The sequence below is a fragment of the Alkalispirillum mobile genome, assembly GCF_003664325.1.
GTDB classification, from domain to species: Bacteria; Pseudomonadota; Gammaproteobacteria; order Nitrococcales; family Halorhodospiraceae; genus Alkalilimnicola; species Alkalilimnicola mobilis.
Window position 1 is genome coordinate 752,837 of record NZ_RCDA01000001.1, and the last position, 15,415, is coordinate 768,251.

The window sequence follows — 15,415 nt, forward strand, 5'->3', positions numbered from 1 at the left end:
TACTCTTGAGATGACTGACGAGGTGCCCTACCCCTGCAGGACACCCGGTGCACGCACGGCGACCCGGCGTGCGGCGGGTGCGCTTACTTACGCAGACCCAGGTTCTCGATCAGATCGAGGTAGCGCTGACGATCCTTGCGCTTGAGGTAGTCCAGCAGCTTGCGGCGCTGGCTTACGAGCTTGAGCAGCCCCTGACGGGAGTGGTGATCCTGCTTGTGCTCGGCGAAGTGACCGCTCAGGTGCTGGATGCGGGCGGTCAGCAGGGCCACCTGCACCTCGGGAGAACCGGTGTCGGAGGTGGAACGTGCGTGCTTCTTGACGATTTCGCCCTTGTGCTCAGCGGAAAGCGACATGTAACTGACTCCTGAAAAACTCAAACAGTTTATGGACCTGATGGTTAATCGGCGTATTTTAGCCCCCGGCCGCCGGGGGTAACAAGCAACATCCGGTTACCGGTTGCCGCCGCCCGTCGCCAACAGGCGCTTTGGCGCGACACGACCCTCGGCATCCGGGCAACCCATGCCCAGGAAACGACCCTCCCGGGTGTAGAGCCGCAACCAGGCGGCATCCGGTATGCGGGGCACCCAGACCGGCTGCCCCTGCATCAAAAAGAATGCGACATCGTCCGCCAATTCCAGCGCCGGCCACTGCACCAGGGCGCTGTCCATGGGCTCCAGGCAGCCGTCCAACGCTTCAAAACCCTGCTCGGCGAGGGCTTCCAGCGACTCCAGGGTATGCATGGCGGGGTCATCAAAAGGCCCGAGCCCGGTCCGGCGAAGGGCCGTCACGTGGGCACCGCAGCCCAGCGCCTGCCCGATATCCTCGACGAGCGTGCGCACGTAGGTACCTTTCGAGCAGCGCACGTCCAGTGACAGTTCATCACCGCTGAGCGCGGTCATCGTCAGGGCATGAATGCGAACCGGGCGCGGCTCCCGCACCACTTCCTTGCCCTCGCGAGCCAGCTTGTACAGCCGCTGGCCCTTGTGCTTGAGGGCGGAGTACATCGGGGGAATCTGCTCAATATCGCCGCGGAAACGCCCCAGAACGGCCTCCACCGCAGCGGCGTCCAGCGCCGGGACCTCGGCACGGGCCACCACTTCGCCCTCGGCATCACCGGTATCGGTGGTCACGCCAAGCCGACAGCGCACCAGGTAGTGCTTGTCGGCGTCCAGCAGAAAGCCGGAAACCTTGGTGGCTTCACCGAAGCACAGGGGCAGCAGCCCGGTCGCCAATGGGTCCAGGCTGCCGGTGTGCCCGGCCTTGCGCGCCTTGAACAGCCGCTTGGCGCGCTGCAGGGCCTGGTTGGATGACAGGCCCACGGGCTTGTCCAACAGCAGGATGCCGTTCACACGGCGGAGATGCTTGCGTGCCATTCAGCGCCCCGTCAGCCCTTCGGCTTGTCGTCGTCTTGGTGGCGGTCTTCCTCCACGGCCTCGTCGATGAGCCGGCTGAGCCGGTCACCGCGGTCAAACGCCGTATCGTGGTGGAAGTGTAGCGCCGGTACCTGACGAAGCCGGAGGCGCTGTCCGAGCAGCTTGCGGAGGTAACCGGAGGCCTTGCTGAGCACGGCCACCGTCTCGGCGTTCTCCTCGGCACTGCCGCCCAGGGCGGTGACAAAGACCTTGGCGTGGGCGAGGTCACGGCTGACCTCCACCTCCGACACGGTCACCATCCCCAGCCGCGGGTCGCGGAGTTCGTCACGGATCAGCTCAGCCAGCTCGCGTTGGATCTGCTCGCCGACCCGGCGTGTTCTCGGGAAATCCCTGGGCATTTTTACCTCACAGCTGGCGCTGCACCTCGACGCGCTCGTAACACTCGATCTGGTCGCCGATGCGGACGTCATTGTAGTTCTTCACGCCGATACCGCACTCGGTGCCCGACTTGACCTCGGTAACGTCATCCTTGTGGCGGCGCAGCGATTCCAGCTCGCCCTCGTAGATGACCACATTGTCACGCAGCACGCGAATGGGGTTACGCCGCCGCACCACACCCTCGGTGACCAGGGACCCGGCGATCGCGCCAAGCTTGGACGACCGGAAGACATCCTTGACCTCGGCCAGACCGATGATGCGTTCTTCGAGCTCCGGCTCGAGCATGCCCGAGATGGCGTTCTTGACCTGCTCGATGGCGTCGTAGATGACGCTGTAGTAGTGCAGGTCCACCTCGTTTTCCTGGACGAGCCGGCGGGCGGCCGCGTCGGCGCGGACGTTGAAGCCGATCAGGATGGCGTTGGAAGCCAGCGCCAGGTTGACGTCGGACTCGTTGATCGCGCCCACGCCGGTGGAGACCACCTTCACCTGCACATCGTCGGTGGACAGGTTGGCCAGCGATTGCTGCAGCGCCTCGGCGCTGCCCTGCACGTCGGCCTTGACCACCAGGTTGACGGTGTTGACCTCGTCCTCTTTCATCTGGCTGAAGAGGTTTTCCATGCGGGCAGCCTGTTGCTGCGCCAGGCGCTTGTCACGCTGGCGCCCCTTGCGCATCTCCGCCACCTCGCGGGCCTTCTTCTCGTCGGCAACCACGACCATGTCATCGCCCGCCGACGGCAGGCCGGACAGGCCCAGCACCACCACCGGGATGGAGGGGCCCGCGTCGTCCACGCGCATGCCCGTCTCGTCGATCAGGGCACGGACTCGGCCATATTCCGTGCCGCAGAGCAGGCTGTCGCCCTTCTTCAGGCGGCCACTCTGGACCAGCACTGTGGCCACCGGGCCGCGGCCCTTGTCCAGGCTGGACTCGAGCACGATGCCGGAGGCATTGCCGTCGGCCACCGCCTCCAGCTCCATGAGCTCGGACTGCAGCAGGATGGATTCGAGCAGATCGTCCAGCCCCTGGCCCTGCTTAGCGGAGACGTGCACGAACTGGACGTCACCGCCCCACTCCTCGGGGATGACTTCAAGCTGCGAGAGCTCCTGCTTGACCCGGTCCGGATCGGCGTCCGGCTTGTCGATCTTGTTCACGGCCACCACCAGCGGTACTTCGGCGGCCTTGGCGTGGCGCACGGCTTCCTCGGTCTGGGGCATGACGCCGTCGTCAGCGGCCACCACCAGCACCACGATGTCGGTCAGCTGCGCACCACGGGCGCGCATGGCGGTGAAGGCCTCGTGACCGGGGGTATCCAGGAAGGTGACCATGCCCCGGTCGGTCTCCACGTGATAGGCACCGATGTGCTGGGTGATACCACCCGCCTCGGCGTCCGCCACCTTGGCCCGGCGGATGTTGTCCAGCAGCGAGGTCTTGCCGTGATCGACGTGGCCCATCACGGTTACCACCGGCGGGCGCGAGACCTTGTCGCCCTCCTGGGCCTCGGAGGTGTCCTGCAGTACCTCTTCCTCGAGCGCATCCTCGCGGACGATCACCGGCTTGTGCCCCATCTCCTCGACCAGCAGAACCGCGGTCTCCTGGTCCAGTGCCTGGTTGATGGTGGCCATCACGCCCTGCTTCATCATCTCCTTGATGAGCACGGCGGCCTTGACGCTCATCTTCTGCGCCAGGTCACCGACGGTGATGCTCTCGGGGATTTCGACCTCGCGCACCACCGGCTGGGTCGGCTTGGCAAAGCCGTGCTGGAGCTGCTTCGCGGCCTCGCCGCCCACAGCGCTCCCGCGCCGGCCGACCTTCTTGCCGGCCCGACGGCCGGATTTGCCGGCACCGACAGACAGGCTGTCGCGCCCCTTCTTCTGCTTGCCCTTGCCGCCGGGGGCGGTGGCACCGGTCTTGCGGGCGGCGCGTTCCTCCGCCTCACGCTCCCGGCGGGCCTCCTGCTCCAGACGCCGACGCTCTTTCTCTTCCTCGCGCTTGCGCGCCTCTTCCTTTTCTTTGGCCAGGCGGGCCGCCTCCGGATCTGGCTGGGGCTCCGCGGCCTCCGGCTCAGGCTCGGCTTGCTCGGCGGTGGTCGCCTGCTCGGTCGCCTGCGCCTTCTGCGCGGCTGCAGCCTCTTCCTCGGCCTGCTTGCGGGCGGCTTCCTCTTCCTCGCGACGCCGTGCCTCGGCCTCCTCGGCCTCCCGCCGGGCGCGCTCCTCGGCACGCTTGCGGTCCTCGATCAGGGCCCGCTCCAGGCGCTCGACGTCGTGCTTGGACTCCTCGGCCTCGACAACGCTGCGTTTCACGTAGGTGCGCTTTTTGCGCACTTCCACGTTGACCGTCCGCGTCTGCCGCGGGCCGCGGGCGCTGCCACTACCAGAACTGCTGGCCGGCATTTTCAGGGTGCTGACCTTCTTGCGCCGCAGGGTGATCTTGCTGGGCGACTGGTCGTCGTCCTGCTCACCACCGTCACGGCCCTTGCGCAGGTGATCGAGCAGCGTGGCCTTGTCCTGGTCGGAAAGGGGATCCTCCGGCCCACGCCCACTGATGCCCGCCGCCTCCAGTTGGGACACCAGGCGCTCCACCGGGATGCCGACCGTTTCCGCGAACTCACTTACCTTGTTTTCAGCCATCTCTACTCTCTCTCCCGCATGCCCTGTTGCCGTAATCGGTGGCCCCGTGGCCACCCCGCACCTGCGGCGCAACCGGGTGCTATTCGTCGTCCTGCTGGTCCGCGAACCACGGCTCACGGGCCTTCATGATGAGCTGGCCGGCCCGCTCTTCGTCCATGCCCTGGATCTCCATCAACTCATCGACGGACTGCTCGGCCAGGTCCTCCATGGTGCGCACACCGCGTGCGGCCAGGGACTGGGCCAGCCGCTCGTCCATGCCTTCCATGTTAAGCAGGTCTTCCGCCGGGCCCTCGCCGGCCTGCTCGCGCTCTTCGGCCTCGCTGGCCAGCACGTCCCGGGCCCGCGCCCGCAGCTCCTCGACGATATCCTCGTCGAACTCCTCGACCTCCAGCAGTTCATTGGTGGGCACATAGGCCACCTCTTCCAGGCTGGAGAACCCTTCCTGAACCAGGATGGCGGCGATCTCTTCGTCCACGTCCAGCTTGTCCTGAAACAGCTGCTGGTACTGGGCCGCCTCCTCCTGGTTCTTCGCTTCCGCCTCCTCGGCGGTCATCACGTTGAGCTCCCAACCGGTCAGCTCACTGGCCAGACGGACGTTCTGCCCGCCCCGGCCGATGGCCTGGGAGAGCTGCTCCTCGGCCACCGCAATATCCATGCTCTGGCTGTCCTCGTCCACGACGATGGACTCCACCTCGGCAGGCGCCAAGGCGTTGATCACGAACTGCGCAGGGTTGTCATCCCAGAGGATGATGTCGATGCGCTCGCCCGCCAGCTCGTTGGACACGGCCTGCACCCGGGAGCCGCGCATGCCCACGCAGGCACCCACCGGGTCGATGCGCGGGTCGAGGTTGCGCACGGCGATCTTGGCGCGCACACCCGGATCACGGGCTGCGCCCATGATCTCGATCAACTCCTGGCCCACCTCCGGCACCTCGAGCTTGAACAGCTCGATGAGAAAATCCGGCGCGGTCCGGGTCACGAACAGTTGCGGTCCGCGGGGCTCCGGGCGCACTTCCTTGAGGTAGCCGCGCAGGCGGTCCTCACGGCGCACCGCCTCCCGCGGGATCATGTCCTCGCGGGCGATCAGCGCCTCGGCGTTACCGCCCAGGTCCATGATGACGCTGCCGCGCTCCAGGCGCTTGACCGTTCCGGTCACCAGCTCGCCGATGCGATCCTCAAAGGCCTCCACGACCTTGGCACGCTCGGCCTCGCGGACCCGTTGCACGATGACCTGCTTGGCGGTCTGGGCGGCGATCCGGCCGAACTCGACCGACTCCATGGGCTCTTCGATGCACTCGCCCACCTCGACCTCCGGCTGCTTCTCGCGAGCGGCCTCGAGGGTGATCTGGCGGGCCGGGGCCTCGACCTCGTCCTCGGTCTCCACCACCCACCAACGCCGGAAGGTGCTGTAATCGCCGGTGTTGCGGTTCACCTCGACCCGGGCATCGATGTCCTCCGGATGACGCTTGCGCGTGGCGGAGGCCAGCGCGGCCTCGATGGCCTCGAAGATGACCTCGCGGTCCACGCCCTTCTCGTTGGAGGTCGCCTCGACAACCAGCAGGATTTCTTTGCTCATGCTCCCGTCTCCACCGTAAGGCCGATCACGGTTCCAGGATCAGCCTTGCCTTTTCGATAAGGTCCAGGGGAATGATCACTTCACCCCCCGGCTCTTCGACAACCCGCACACCCTCGTCATGCAGCCCGGCCAGCACGCCCTTGAACCGGCGCCGCCCTTCCCAGGTGGTGCTGAGGCGGATCTTGATCCGCTCACCGGCAAAGCGATCGTAATCGGAGGCCTTGAAGATGGGCCGGTCCAGACCCGGCGAGGAGATTTCGAGGGTGAATTCCCCCGGGATCGGATCCTCTACGTCCAGCACCGCGCTGATCTGTCGACTGCAGGTCTCGCAGTCCTCCAGCGTGATCCCGTTGGGGCTGTCGATATAAATGCGTAATAGGCGCTTACCCGGCGGGCCACCGTATTCGATGCCCACCAGTTCGTAACCCATGCCCCCGAGCAGGGGGTCAATCAGCGCGTAAAGGGTGTCTTCGGTTGCCGCCATAGCACCTGTACAAATAAAAAAAGGGCCCAAGGCCCCTTCCCTGTGCCGGCAGGAGGCCTGGGCAAACTGCCCTGGGCCTTCCCCCAGCTACAAAAAAGGGCCGCAAGCGGCCCTTTTCGTAGAAAGATGGTAGCGGGGGCAGGATTTGAACCTGCGACCTTCGGGTTATGAGCCCGACGAGCTGCCAGACTGCTCCACCCCGCAACTGATGCTGCGCATTCTACATGCGCTGCCGGCTTACTGCAAGGGCCTTGCCTTCGTTTGCCGGCCGCCCCGTGGGGCGCCCCTCGTTCAGGGGAGGCGGATAGTGACACAGGGAGACCGGGCTTTGCAAGCCCCGACCCGGGTACGACGCCACGCTAATGCTGGATCTCCCAGCAGACGTGAACCCCGGGGTTACGGGTGTAATCCGGCGGGATCGTATCCCGGGTGGTGTCGCGGCAGGAGAACTCGGCAACCACCCCTTCGTCCAGCTTGAACCCACGCCGGTTGCAGGAGAAGACCAATAACCCACCGGGCGCGAGCAATTGCATGGCCTGGCGCACGAGCCGGGGGTGATCCCGCTGCACATCAAAGCTCTCGCGCATGCGCTTGGAGTTGGAAAAGGTCGGCGGGTCCATGAAGATCAGGTCGTACTGGCCCGGCCGTTGCCTGCTCTGCTCGGCCAGCCAGGCCAGGCAGTCCGCCCGCTCCAGGTGGTGTTGCGCCCCTGGCTCGACGCCGTTGAGCCGCAGGTTATCCCGCGCCCAGTCGAGGTAGGTCCGGGACAGATCCACCGTGGTGGTGTGCTTTGCCCCACCCAGTGCGGCGTGCACCGTGGCCGCCCCGGTGTAGGCAAACAGGTTCAAAAACCGCCGGCCGGTGGCCAGTTCGCCGAGCCGCAGCCGCGTCATGCGGTGATCAAGAAACAGCCCGGTATCCAGGTAGTCGCGCAGGTTGATATAGAGCCGCGCTGCGCCCTCCCTCACCACCAGCCGCTCACCGGTCTGATCCACCGGACGGTATTGGGCGGCGCCTTTCTGACGGCGCCGGACCTTCAGGTGCACCTGGTCCGGACCGATCTCCAGGTGTTCGGCGATCACCTCCAGCGCCTCGCGCAAACGCCGCCGGGCGCTGCGCGGATCCACGCTGCGCGGCGCCTGGTACTCCTGCACGTGCGCGTGCCGCCCCGACTCCGTCTCGTAGACATCCACCGCCAGGGCGTACTCCGGCAAATCACCGTCGTAAAGGCGCCAGGCGGACACCGACTCGCGCCGAAGCCAGCGCCTGAGGTGCCGGTGGTTCTTCTGCAACCGATTCGCCAGCGCGTTCGCGCCGGCGCTGCGCTGCTGGCCGCGCTGCTCGCGCAGCGAGAAGACCGCCAGGCGGCTTTCCAGGGCGCCGTTGTACAGGGCATGGCGGCTATCCAGTGACAGCCCCAGGTAATCAAGGAGCTCCGGGGCCGCGGTGAATACCGCCCCCCGCCAGCCCCCGAAATCCGAACGCAAGCGGGCGCCGAGCGCGGTATACAGACTGACCAGCGCCTGGCGCTGGCCAAGCCGCTCGCCGTAGGGTGGATTGACCACCACCAGGCCCGGGGACTGGCCCACCGGCTCGGCCCGATCAATGTCGCGGCGCTCAAAATGCACGGCATCACGCAGCCCGGCGCGCTCCCGGGCCGCCAGGGCAATGCGGATCGCTGACGGGTCCTGATCATAACCGACCAGGGCCAGGCGGCGCTGTGCGCCCGCCGCGGCGCGTTCACGCGCCTCCTCGAGCAGCCGCTTCCAGTGGACCGGCACGTGCCCGGCCCAGCGCTCGAAGCCCCAGCGCTCACGGGCCAGGCCCGGGGCCCGGTCCTGCGCTATCATAGCCCCTTCGATCACCAGGGTGCCGGAGCCGCACATCGGGTCCAGCAACCCACCGCCCTGCTCCGCCACTTCCGGCCAGCCGGCCAGCCAGAGGATGCCGGCCGCCAGGTTCTCCTTGAGCGGTGCCCTGCCTCCGCCCTGACGATAGCCGCGCCGATGGAGGCTCTCGCCGGACAGATCGATGGACAGGCGCAGCCGCCCGCCGGCCAGCACCGCGTTGATGCGCAGATCGGGAGCCGTGGTGTCGACGGCCGGTCGGGGCTGCCCCTGCGCCCGCATATAATCCACCACCCCGTCCTTGACGCGTTGGGCGCCGAAGCGGGTATGGCGGACGGCCTCGCTACTGCCGTGGAAGTCCACCGCCAGCGTGTCGCCGGGCAAGAGGTGCTCGTCCCAGGGCACGCCGCGGGCGGCCTCGTACAGGCTGTCGGCATCAGTGACCGGGAATGCGCCGAGACCAAGCAGGACACGGGTGGCCAGCCGCGACCAGAGACAGACCCGCAGGGCCTGGACCAGATCGCCCTCCCAACTCACCCCGGCCCGCAGCGCCCGGGGCTTTTCAGCACCCAGCGTAACCAGTTCCTGCGCCAGCGCGGTTTCCAGCCCGCGGGGACAGGCCGCGAATAACGCATATTGCTCGCTCACAGACCTATCACCACATCAGGTCGTCAGGGATGGGGTGCTCGGCGTAGGCCTCGTCCTCGTCACCACCCGGCTCATTGAGCAGCACCAGCAACTCCGGGCTCTGCGCCCCCACCTTCTCCCCGGTCTCCCGGGGGACCAGCACGTACTCCCGATGCAGGGCGACGACGGCCAATTGCCCTTCGGCCAGGGCCTTGGCCTGCTTTTCCGTGACCAGGATCCGCTTGATCTTGCTCCCCACCTGGAAGTGGTACGCCACATCACCCAGGTTATCGTCCACCCGCGCCTTGCGGATCATCTGCTGCATACCCGCTTTGCCGGCCTTCTTGGCCTTGGCGGCCTCGCGCTTTCGGTTGAGTTCCCGGTCGCGGGCACGCTTCTGTGCCTGGGCATCGGCGGCCAGCTTGGCGGCCTGATCGGCGGTGGCATCCTTCTTCTGCTGCGGTTTACCGCCCTTGCGGCGGTTTTTCGAACGCCGGCGATCACGCAATTCCTTCTGCGCGTCTTTGGCCTGTTCCTTCGAGGCCAGACCGGCCTTCAGCAATTGTTCCTGCAAGGAGTCCATAGTCGGTGATCGGCTGCGCCGTGGCTGCTGTGTGGAAGGGCTGTAAGGCTAGCAGTCGCCGGGCGGGCGGCCAAGCACCGCCCTTAATGCAATACCCCGGTGGAAAACCAAGGTTTCATACATTACAGTTAAGCATGTGTCTTATACGAGACGCTTGTTGTTTTGACGAGACACCGCGCAGCGCGTTTGGCTGCGGGGTTTGCTCGCCCGCGGCGCCACCCGTCTTTCGGCTCCGCGGGCATGGGGTAACGCCGACGGGTGGGCAACCCGCCGTCGGTTCGGGTAGCAGAAGCCAATCCATTGAAGAGGAGTACGCAACACATGATGCGTAAACTGACTTGCTACTGCAGTGTCGCTGCGCTGGTCGCAGGCGCGGGTTTCGCCGGCAACGCCATGGCGGACGAGCAGCGTATCGCCGACCTGGAAGAGCGCCTGGAGGCGCTGGAGGCGGATCCGGCAACCGGTGATGGTATCCGGTTTGGCGGGGCGCTGCGTTTTAATGCGCGGTACGATGACACCGATTCTGCCGGTGGTCAGGCGAGTCGTGACAGCGGTGGCGACATCGATTTTGACACCTTCCGCGTGAACGTCGACGGGCGTCAGGACAACATCACCTTCGCCGCCGAATACCGTTGGTACGACGGTCGCGACTTCCTGCATACCGGCTGGGTCGGATACGATTTCACCGACACGACCACCGTGCGCCTCGGGCAACAGCGAGTAGCCTTCGGCCTGCAGCCTTACCAGTCCAACAACTTCTGGTTCAGCGGCAACTATTACGTCGGCTTCGAAGACAAGCACGCCATCGGTCTGGCGCTGGATCATCAGGCCGGCCCGCTGGCCATTGATGCTGGCATATTCACGAACCCGCCGGCTGGTCTGTCCGGAGACAGCTTCCACTATTCCACGGGCGTCGGCCCCGATTCTGATCGCGAAGACGAGACACTGGCTCACGAGGAACAAAACCAGTTCTACGCTCGCGCCGCCTATACCTTTGACCACAACGAGAGCGCGTCGACCGAGGTTGGCCTCTCGGGCATGTACGGGGAGTTGTACAACAATGACACCCGTGACGAAGGTGACAGCACGGCTTATGCCCTGCACGTAAACGGGCAATACGACCGCTGGAACATCATGGCCCAGTACTTGAGCTACGACCACGACCCGGATGTTTCCGACGGGTTTAGTGATGACGTGCTCAACATGAGCATCGAGGGCTTCAACTACGCCGCGCCGGCGGAAGCAGACGTTATCACCTTCAACGTCGCCTATGACCTCCCGGTTGAGTTCGGCCCGGTCAGCAACCTGCGGTTCTACAACGACTACTCCACCATCCGCCAGAAGTCCACGGATGACCGTAGCTCCGCACTCAACGTGACCGGCATGGCGATCACTGCTGGCAACATCTACACCTACGTGGATGTGATCCGCGGTAAGAACATGCCCTTCGTCGGGGCTCAAGGCTACGCCCTGCAGGGCGACAGCGACGTCCGGGACGATTGGGAAACCATCTTCAACATCAACGTCGGCTACTACTTCTGATAGCCAAGGGGGCGACACTACTCGCCTCCCAGCGTGACGCGGGGCCTCCGGGCTCCGCGTTTTTTTATTGAACGTCCATCGTCAGGCCCGCCCCACCCAGGACGCCTCGCCACTCCTCGTTCAGCCCCGCTGACAGTTCCAGGCGCTGCCCCGACCCGGGCAAGTTCAGTCGAAGCCCCATTGCCCTTAAAAGTAGTGAACCGGAACTGAACCGTTCCCGGAACAGCCGGTTGTGAGGCCCCTTGCCGTAGGTGGTATCCCCGATAATCGGGTGGCTGATGTGCTTCATGTGCCGCCGCAACTGGTGCTGCCGGCCGGTAACGGGCTTCAGTTCCACCAGCGCATAACGCGCCGTGGGGTGCGGGGCCATCGGGATGGGTAGCTCTGTGGTGTCCAGCACCCGATATTCCGTGAGCGCGGCCTGCCGTTCGGAGCGCCCGGCTCGCCGCAGCGGGTGGTCAATAACGCCCGCCGCCTCCGGCCAGCCCCTGACTACAGCCAGATAGCGTTTTTCCACCTCGCGGTCCCGAAACTGCCGCCCAAGCGCTTGCGCGGTCTCCGGGTCCAAGGCAAACAGGACCAGGCCGGACGTCGGTGGGTCCAACCGATGCACGGGCCAGACCCACTGGCCGAGTTGATCACGCAGACGCTGTAGCAAGACATCTGCGTCAGGATGCTGGCGCGAGCGATGCACGGCCATACCGGCCGGCTTGTCCACCGCGACCAGATGCTCGTCCCGGTAGAGAATCCGCAACGGGGGGCTCACGCACTCAGACATTGCAGGAAGAGGGTTTCAGGGAGGGGAAGAAGACTAGGAACAGCCCCCGCGCGACGGGCAGGGGCCATGGGTCAATCAGGACCGGTCTTCGGCGGTTCGCAGCCGGTCGCTCCGCTTCTTCTGCCGGCGGAGGTGCTTCCGCAGGTCGTGCCGCCAGATAAAGCCGGGCAGCGCCGCGACTGCGAACAGGCACAGCGTCGTAACGTAATACTCCCAGCCTTGGGGGTAGATCTCGCCGGTCGCGGCGTACTCAAGGCCGAACCCGACGCCGGTCATGACACCGTAGAACAACCCCCATTCTGCAAAGCGAATCCATTCGCGCTTGCCCCGCGGCGGCTCGGGGGCCACCAGAAAGACCCGCTCGTTCAGCCAGGGCAGGTTTGCGAAAACGACTGCAAGCAGGAAGATCAGGACTATCGCGCTATTTTCACCCATAACTCACGCCAAAGGCGGCCATGCATGCCGAGATCAGGCTATCCGGAAAGATCCCAAGCAGCAGCACCGCAATACCATTTGCCACCAGCAGGCCCCGCATCGCCATGGACCCGCCCTGAGGCGCCTCCTCGGTCTCCGGCTTGTCGAAGTAGACGAACTTCAACACACGCAGATAGTAGAAGGCACCGATAACGGCAAAGACTACCGCGAATACCGCCAGCCAGACCAGCCCGACATCCACTACCGACTTGAGCACAAGCCACTTCGCGTAGAAGCCGACCGTGCCCGGAATGCCGGTCATGGAGAACATCAACAGCAACATGATCAGGGCCATAACCGGGCTGCGGTCGTTCAGCCCCTTGAAATCGCTGATATTCTCCGCTTCGAAGCCGCGGTGCGACAGGAGAATGATCAGGCCGAACGCCCCGGCGGACATCAGGCCGTAGGTGATGGCGTAGAACAGTGCCGCCGAATACCCTTCGGCCGTGCCGGCAATAAACCCGAGCAGGATGAAGCCCACGTGGGATGCGGTGGAATAGGCCAGCATCCGCTTGATGTTCGTTTGCGCCAGCGCCGCCAGGTTACCGACCACCAGCGATGCGATAGCCAGCATGATGATCATTGGCTGCCATTGGTCGTGTACCGGGCCCAGCCCCTCACCCAGCAGGCGGATAAACAGCGCAACCGCCGCCACCTTAGGCGCCGTGCTGGCAAACAGGGCCACGGTCGCCGGGGCCCCCTGGTAGACGTCCGGCATCCAGGTGTGGAACGGCACCGCACCGAACTTGAACGCCACACCCACGACCACCATGGTCATGCCGAGGATGAGCAGCCAGTCGTTGGCCCCCTGATCGCCGGCGTAGGCTGCGATCTCGGCCAGGTCCAGCGAGCCGGTGGCACCGTAAATGAGCGACATCCCGTAAAGCAGAATGCCCGAGGCGATCGCGCCCAGCACGAAGTACTTCATGCCCGCCTCGGTCGCCTGAAGATTGTCCCGGTTGAACGCCACCATGGCGTAGAGGGTCAAGGCCAGCAGTTCAAGGCCCAGATAGACCGTCAGCAGGTTGTGCGCCGAGGCGAGGATCATCATCCCGAGCAGAGAGAACAGCCCCAGGACGAAGTACTCGCCCTTGAGCAACCCTCGCTCTTCGAGATAATCGCGGCAGTAGGCAAAGCTGAGGAAACCCAGCCCCGCGATGGCGGCCTTGAGGATGCCCGCCAGGCTATCCGAGACGTAGGTCCCGCTGAAAGTGACCGCAGGCTCTCCCCAGTGCGTCGTGATGGCCAGCACGCCGGCTACCACCAGCGTGAACTGGGTCAGCATGAAGGTCATCCCGCGCCGGTCGTCCTTGCTGTACAGGTCGACGACCAGTACCACGCAGGCCATCAGCAGCATCCAGATCTCCGGCAGCGCCAGGGAAAAATCCGGCATCACGAAGTCCGGCGTATCGACGGTCATAGCAGATCCTCAGCAACTGGCCACATCAACGCGGCCGCTCATTCCCGTGTCAGATTCGTAGTTTCTCGTCAGGTACCGGGTCAGACGCCCGTCACCTGCTGCAACAGATTCAGCAGGCTGGGCTCCATCACCTCGACCAGGGGCGCTGGCCAGAGCCCGATCCAGAGCACCATGACCGCGAGCAGCCCCAGCACCAAGACCTCGCGGCGGTTAACGTCCTCGAGCTTCGCCACGTTGTCGTTGGCCACCTCGCCGAACACGACCCGCTTGACCATCCAGAGCGAGTACGCCGCGCCCAAGATCAGCGTGGTGCCGGCCACGAAGGCGTACCAGAAGTTCGCCTGGAACGCGGCCAGGATGACCATGAATTCGCCCACAAACCCGGAGGTACCCGGCAGCCCGGCGTTGGCCATGGCAAACAGCACGAAGAAGGCACCGAACCAGGGCATGGTATTGATCACGCCGCCGTAATCGGCGATTTGCCGGGAGTGCATGCGGTCATAAAGCACGCCCACGCAAAGGAACATCGCCGCAGAGATGAACCCGTGGGAGATCATCTGCACCATGCCCCCCTGGAGCGCCAGAAGGCCGCCGTCCTCGCCCCCGCCGTTGGCGACGATCTGGAAGATGAGGAAGAACCCTAGCGTCACAAAACCCATGTGGGCGATGGATGAGTAGGCGATCAGCTTCTTCATGTCCTTCTGGACCATGGCGACCAGCCCGATGTAGGCCACCGCCACCAGGGACATGAGGATGATCAGCCAGTCGAGCGTCATGCTCGCTTCCGGCGTGATGGGCAGCGAGAAGCGCAGGAAGCCGTAGCCCCCGATCTTCAGCATGATGGCCGCCAGGATCACCGAGCCGCCGGTGGGCGCCTCCACGTGGGCGTCCGGCAGCCACGTGTGCACTGGCCACATGGGCACCTTCACGGCGAACGCACCCAGGAAGGCGAGGAAGATCAGCACCTGCGCGGTCAACCCCAGGTCAAGCCCGTGCATGTCCAGGATGCCGAAGCTACCGGCCTGCAGGCGCAGGTAGATCACCGCCACCAACATCAGCACCGAGCCGAGGAAGGTGTAGAGGAAGAACTTGATGGTGGCGTAGATACGGTTTGCCCCACCCCAGATGCCGATGATCAGGAACATCGGCACCAGCATTGCCTCGAAGAAGACGTAGAACAGGATGGCATCAAGGGCGGAGAAAACGCCCACCATGATGCCCTCCATGATCAGGAACGCGGCCAGGTACTGAGAGGGCTTGTACTGGATGACCTCCCACCCGGCAATGACCACCAGCACCGTGCAGAAGGTGGTCAGGATAATGAGCGGCATGGAGATGCCATCCACCCCCAGGTGGTAATACACGCCAAGGGCGGCCACCCACTCGCGGTGCTCCACGAACTGCATCTCGTGGGTGCCGGCATCGAAGCCGAACCATAGGGGCAGGCTGGCCAAGAAGGTCACCAGCGCGACACCCAGAGCCGTCCAGCGGACCCGATCGGGCGCACTGTCCCCCAGGACCATCACCGCTACCCCACCGAGAATGGGTAGCCAGATCAGCAGACTCAGCAACCAACCGTCAAACATCCGCTATTTCCTTAACCAAATCAAAGTCCGCGAGACGGATTCCTACCAGGCGCTCGCCCCAA

Annotated in this window: 13 protein-coding genes and 1 tRNA gene; 1 reads left to right on the plus strand and 13 read right to left on the minus strand. The window is 64.9% G+C overall.

Annotation, left to right across the window (positions count from 1 at the left end):
- Positions 1–83: 83 nt before the first annotated feature.
- The 9 genes from rpsO to DFR31_RS03570 all read right to left on the minus strand — a co-directional run bounded on the left by rpsO (position 84) and on the right by DFR31_RS03570 (position 9,553).
- Positions 84–353, minus strand: coding sequence for a 30S ribosomal protein S15 (gene rpsO, locus DFR31_RS03530; protein WP_121441262.1), 270 nt, complete (start codon positions 351–353; stop codon positions 84–86).
- Positions 354–449: 96 nt separating this feature from the next.
- Entirely contained in the window at positions 450–1,373 is a 924-nt protein-coding gene (gene truB, locus DFR31_RS03535) for a tRNA pseudouridine(55) synthase TruB (RefSeq protein ID WP_121441263.1), read from the minus strand.
- A gap of 11 nt (positions 1,374–1,384) precedes the next feature.
- Entirely contained in the window at positions 1,385–1,771 is a 387-nt protein-coding gene (gene rbfA / locus DFR31_RS03540; protein ID WP_121441264.1) for a 30S ribosome-binding factor RbfA, read from the minus strand.
- Between the two features lie 7 nt (positions 1,772–1,778).
- Positions 1,779–4,436 carry a translation initiation factor IF-2 gene (infB, locus tag DFR31_RS03545; RefSeq protein WP_121441265.1) on the minus strand — a complete coding sequence of 886 codons (2,658 nt, stop codon included), beginning with the start codon at positions 4,434–4,436 and terminating at the stop codon, positions 1,779–1,781.
- 79 nt (positions 4,437–4,515) lie between these two features.
- A complete protein-coding gene (gene nusA / locus DFR31_RS03550; protein WP_121441266.1) occupies positions 4,516–6,012 on the minus strand; it encodes a transcription termination factor NusA in 1,497 nt (498 codons plus the stop codon).
- Positions 6,013–6,037: 25 nt separating this feature from the next.
- Positions 6,038–6,496 (minus strand): ribosome maturation factor RimP, encoded by a 459-nt coding sequence (gene rimP / locus DFR31_RS03555; protein ID WP_121441267.1) that lies wholly within the window; start codon positions 6,494–6,496, stop codon positions 6,038–6,040.
- A 127-nt stretch (positions 6,497–6,623) separates the two neighbouring features.
- A tRNA-Met gene (locus DFR31_RS03560) sits at positions 6,624–6,700 on the minus strand.
- 155 nt (positions 6,701–6,855) lie between these two features.
- Entirely contained in the window at positions 6,856–8,991 is a 2,136-nt protein-coding gene (gene rlmKL / locus DFR31_RS03565) for a bifunctional 23S rRNA (guanine(2069)-N(7))-methyltransferase RlmK/23S rRNA (guanine(2445)-N(2))-methyltransferase RlmL (RefSeq protein WP_121441268.1), read from the minus strand.
- Between the two features lie 7 nt (positions 8,992–8,998).
- Complete coding sequence (locus tag DFR31_RS03570; protein WP_121441269.1) at positions 8,999–9,553, minus strand: DUF2058 domain-containing protein; 555 nt, start codon at positions 9,551–9,553, stop codon at positions 8,999–9,001.
- A 321-nt stretch (positions 9,554–9,874) separates the two neighbouring features.
- On the opposite strand from DFR31_RS03570, the gene DFR31_RS03575 reads away from it, so the two are divergent.
- Positions 9,875–11,095: a hypothetical protein gene (locus DFR31_RS03575; RefSeq protein ID WP_121441270.1), complete on the plus strand. Its 1,221-nt coding sequence runs from the start codon at positions 9,875–9,877 to the stop codon at positions 11,093–11,095.
- A gap of 64 nt (positions 11,096–11,159) precedes the next feature.
- Here DFR31_RS03575 and DFR31_RS03580 read toward each other — a convergent pair whose 3' ends face one another.
- The 4 genes from DFR31_RS03580 to DFR31_RS03595 all read right to left on the minus strand — a co-directional run bounded on the left by DFR31_RS03580 (position 11,160) and on the right by DFR31_RS03595 (position 15,353).
- Positions 11,160–11,873 (minus strand): pseudouridine synthase, encoded by a 714-nt coding sequence (locus tag DFR31_RS03580; protein WP_121441271.1) that lies wholly within the window; start codon positions 11,871–11,873, stop codon positions 11,160–11,162.
- A gap of 75 nt (positions 11,874–11,948) precedes the next feature.
- Entirely contained in the window at positions 11,949–12,308 is a 360-nt protein-coding gene (locus DFR31_RS03585) for a DUF2818 family protein (RefSeq protein WP_121441272.1), read from the minus strand.
- Positions 12,301–13,767 (minus strand): NADH-quinone oxidoreductase subunit NuoN, encoded by a 1,467-nt coding sequence (gene nuoN, locus DFR31_RS03590; protein WP_121441273.1) that lies wholly within the window; start codon positions 13,765–13,767, stop codon positions 12,301–12,303. Before nuoN ends, DFR31_RS03585 begins: the two co-directional genes overlap by 8 nt.
- 80 nt (positions 13,768–13,847) lie before the next feature.
- Entirely contained in the window at positions 13,848–15,353 is a 1,506-nt protein-coding gene (locus DFR31_RS03595) for an NADH-quinone oxidoreductase subunit M (protein ID WP_121441274.1), read from the minus strand.
- Positions 15,354–15,415 lie beyond the last annotated feature (62 nt).

Bases quoted from the DNA above. Each gene is read 5' to 3' on its own strand.
- rpsO (WP_121441262.1), bottom strand. From the start codon at position 353: ATGTCGCTTTCCGCTGAGCACAAGGGCGAAATCGTCAAGAAGCACGCA.
- truB (WP_121441263.1), bottom strand. From the start codon at position 1,373: ATGGCACGCAAGCATCTCCGCCGTGTGAACGGCATCCTGCTGTTGGAC.
- rbfA (WP_121441264.1), bottom strand. From the start codon at position 1,771: ATGCCCAGGGATTTCCCGAGAACACGCCGGGTCGGCGAGCAGATCCAA.
- infB (WP_121441265.1), bottom strand. From the start codon at position 4,436: ATGGCTGAAAACAAGGTAAGTGAGTTCGCGGAAACGGTCGGCATCCCG.
- nusA (WP_121441266.1), bottom strand. From the start codon at position 6,012: ATGAGCAAAGAAATCCTGCTGGTTGTCGAGGCGACCTCCAACGAGAAG.
- rimP (WP_121441267.1), bottom strand. From the start codon at position 6,496: ATGGCGGCAACCGAAGACACCCTTTACGCGCTGATTGACCCCCTGCTC.
- DFR31_RS03570 (WP_121441269.1), bottom strand. From the start codon at position 9,553: ATGGACTCCTTGCAGGAACAATTGCTGAAGGCCGGTCTGGCCTCGAAG.
- DFR31_RS03575 (WP_121441270.1), top strand. From the start codon at position 9,875: ATGATGCGTAAACTGACTTGCTACTGCAGTGTCGCTGCGCTGGTCGCA.
- DFR31_RS03580 (WP_121441271.1), bottom strand. From the start codon at position 11,873: ATGTCTGAGTGCGTGAGCCCCCCGTTGCGGATTCTCTACCGGGACGAG.
- DFR31_RS03585 (WP_121441272.1), bottom strand. From the start codon at position 12,308: ATGGGTGAAAATAGCGCGATAGTCCTGATCTTCCTGCTTGCAGTCGTT.
- nuoN (WP_121441273.1), bottom strand. From the start codon at position 13,767: ATGACCGTCGATACGCCGGACTTCGTGATGCCGGATTTTTCCCTGGCG.
- DFR31_RS03595 (WP_121441274.1), bottom strand. From the start codon at position 15,353: ATGTTTGACGGTTGGTTGCTGAGTCTGCTGATCTGGCTACCCATTCTC.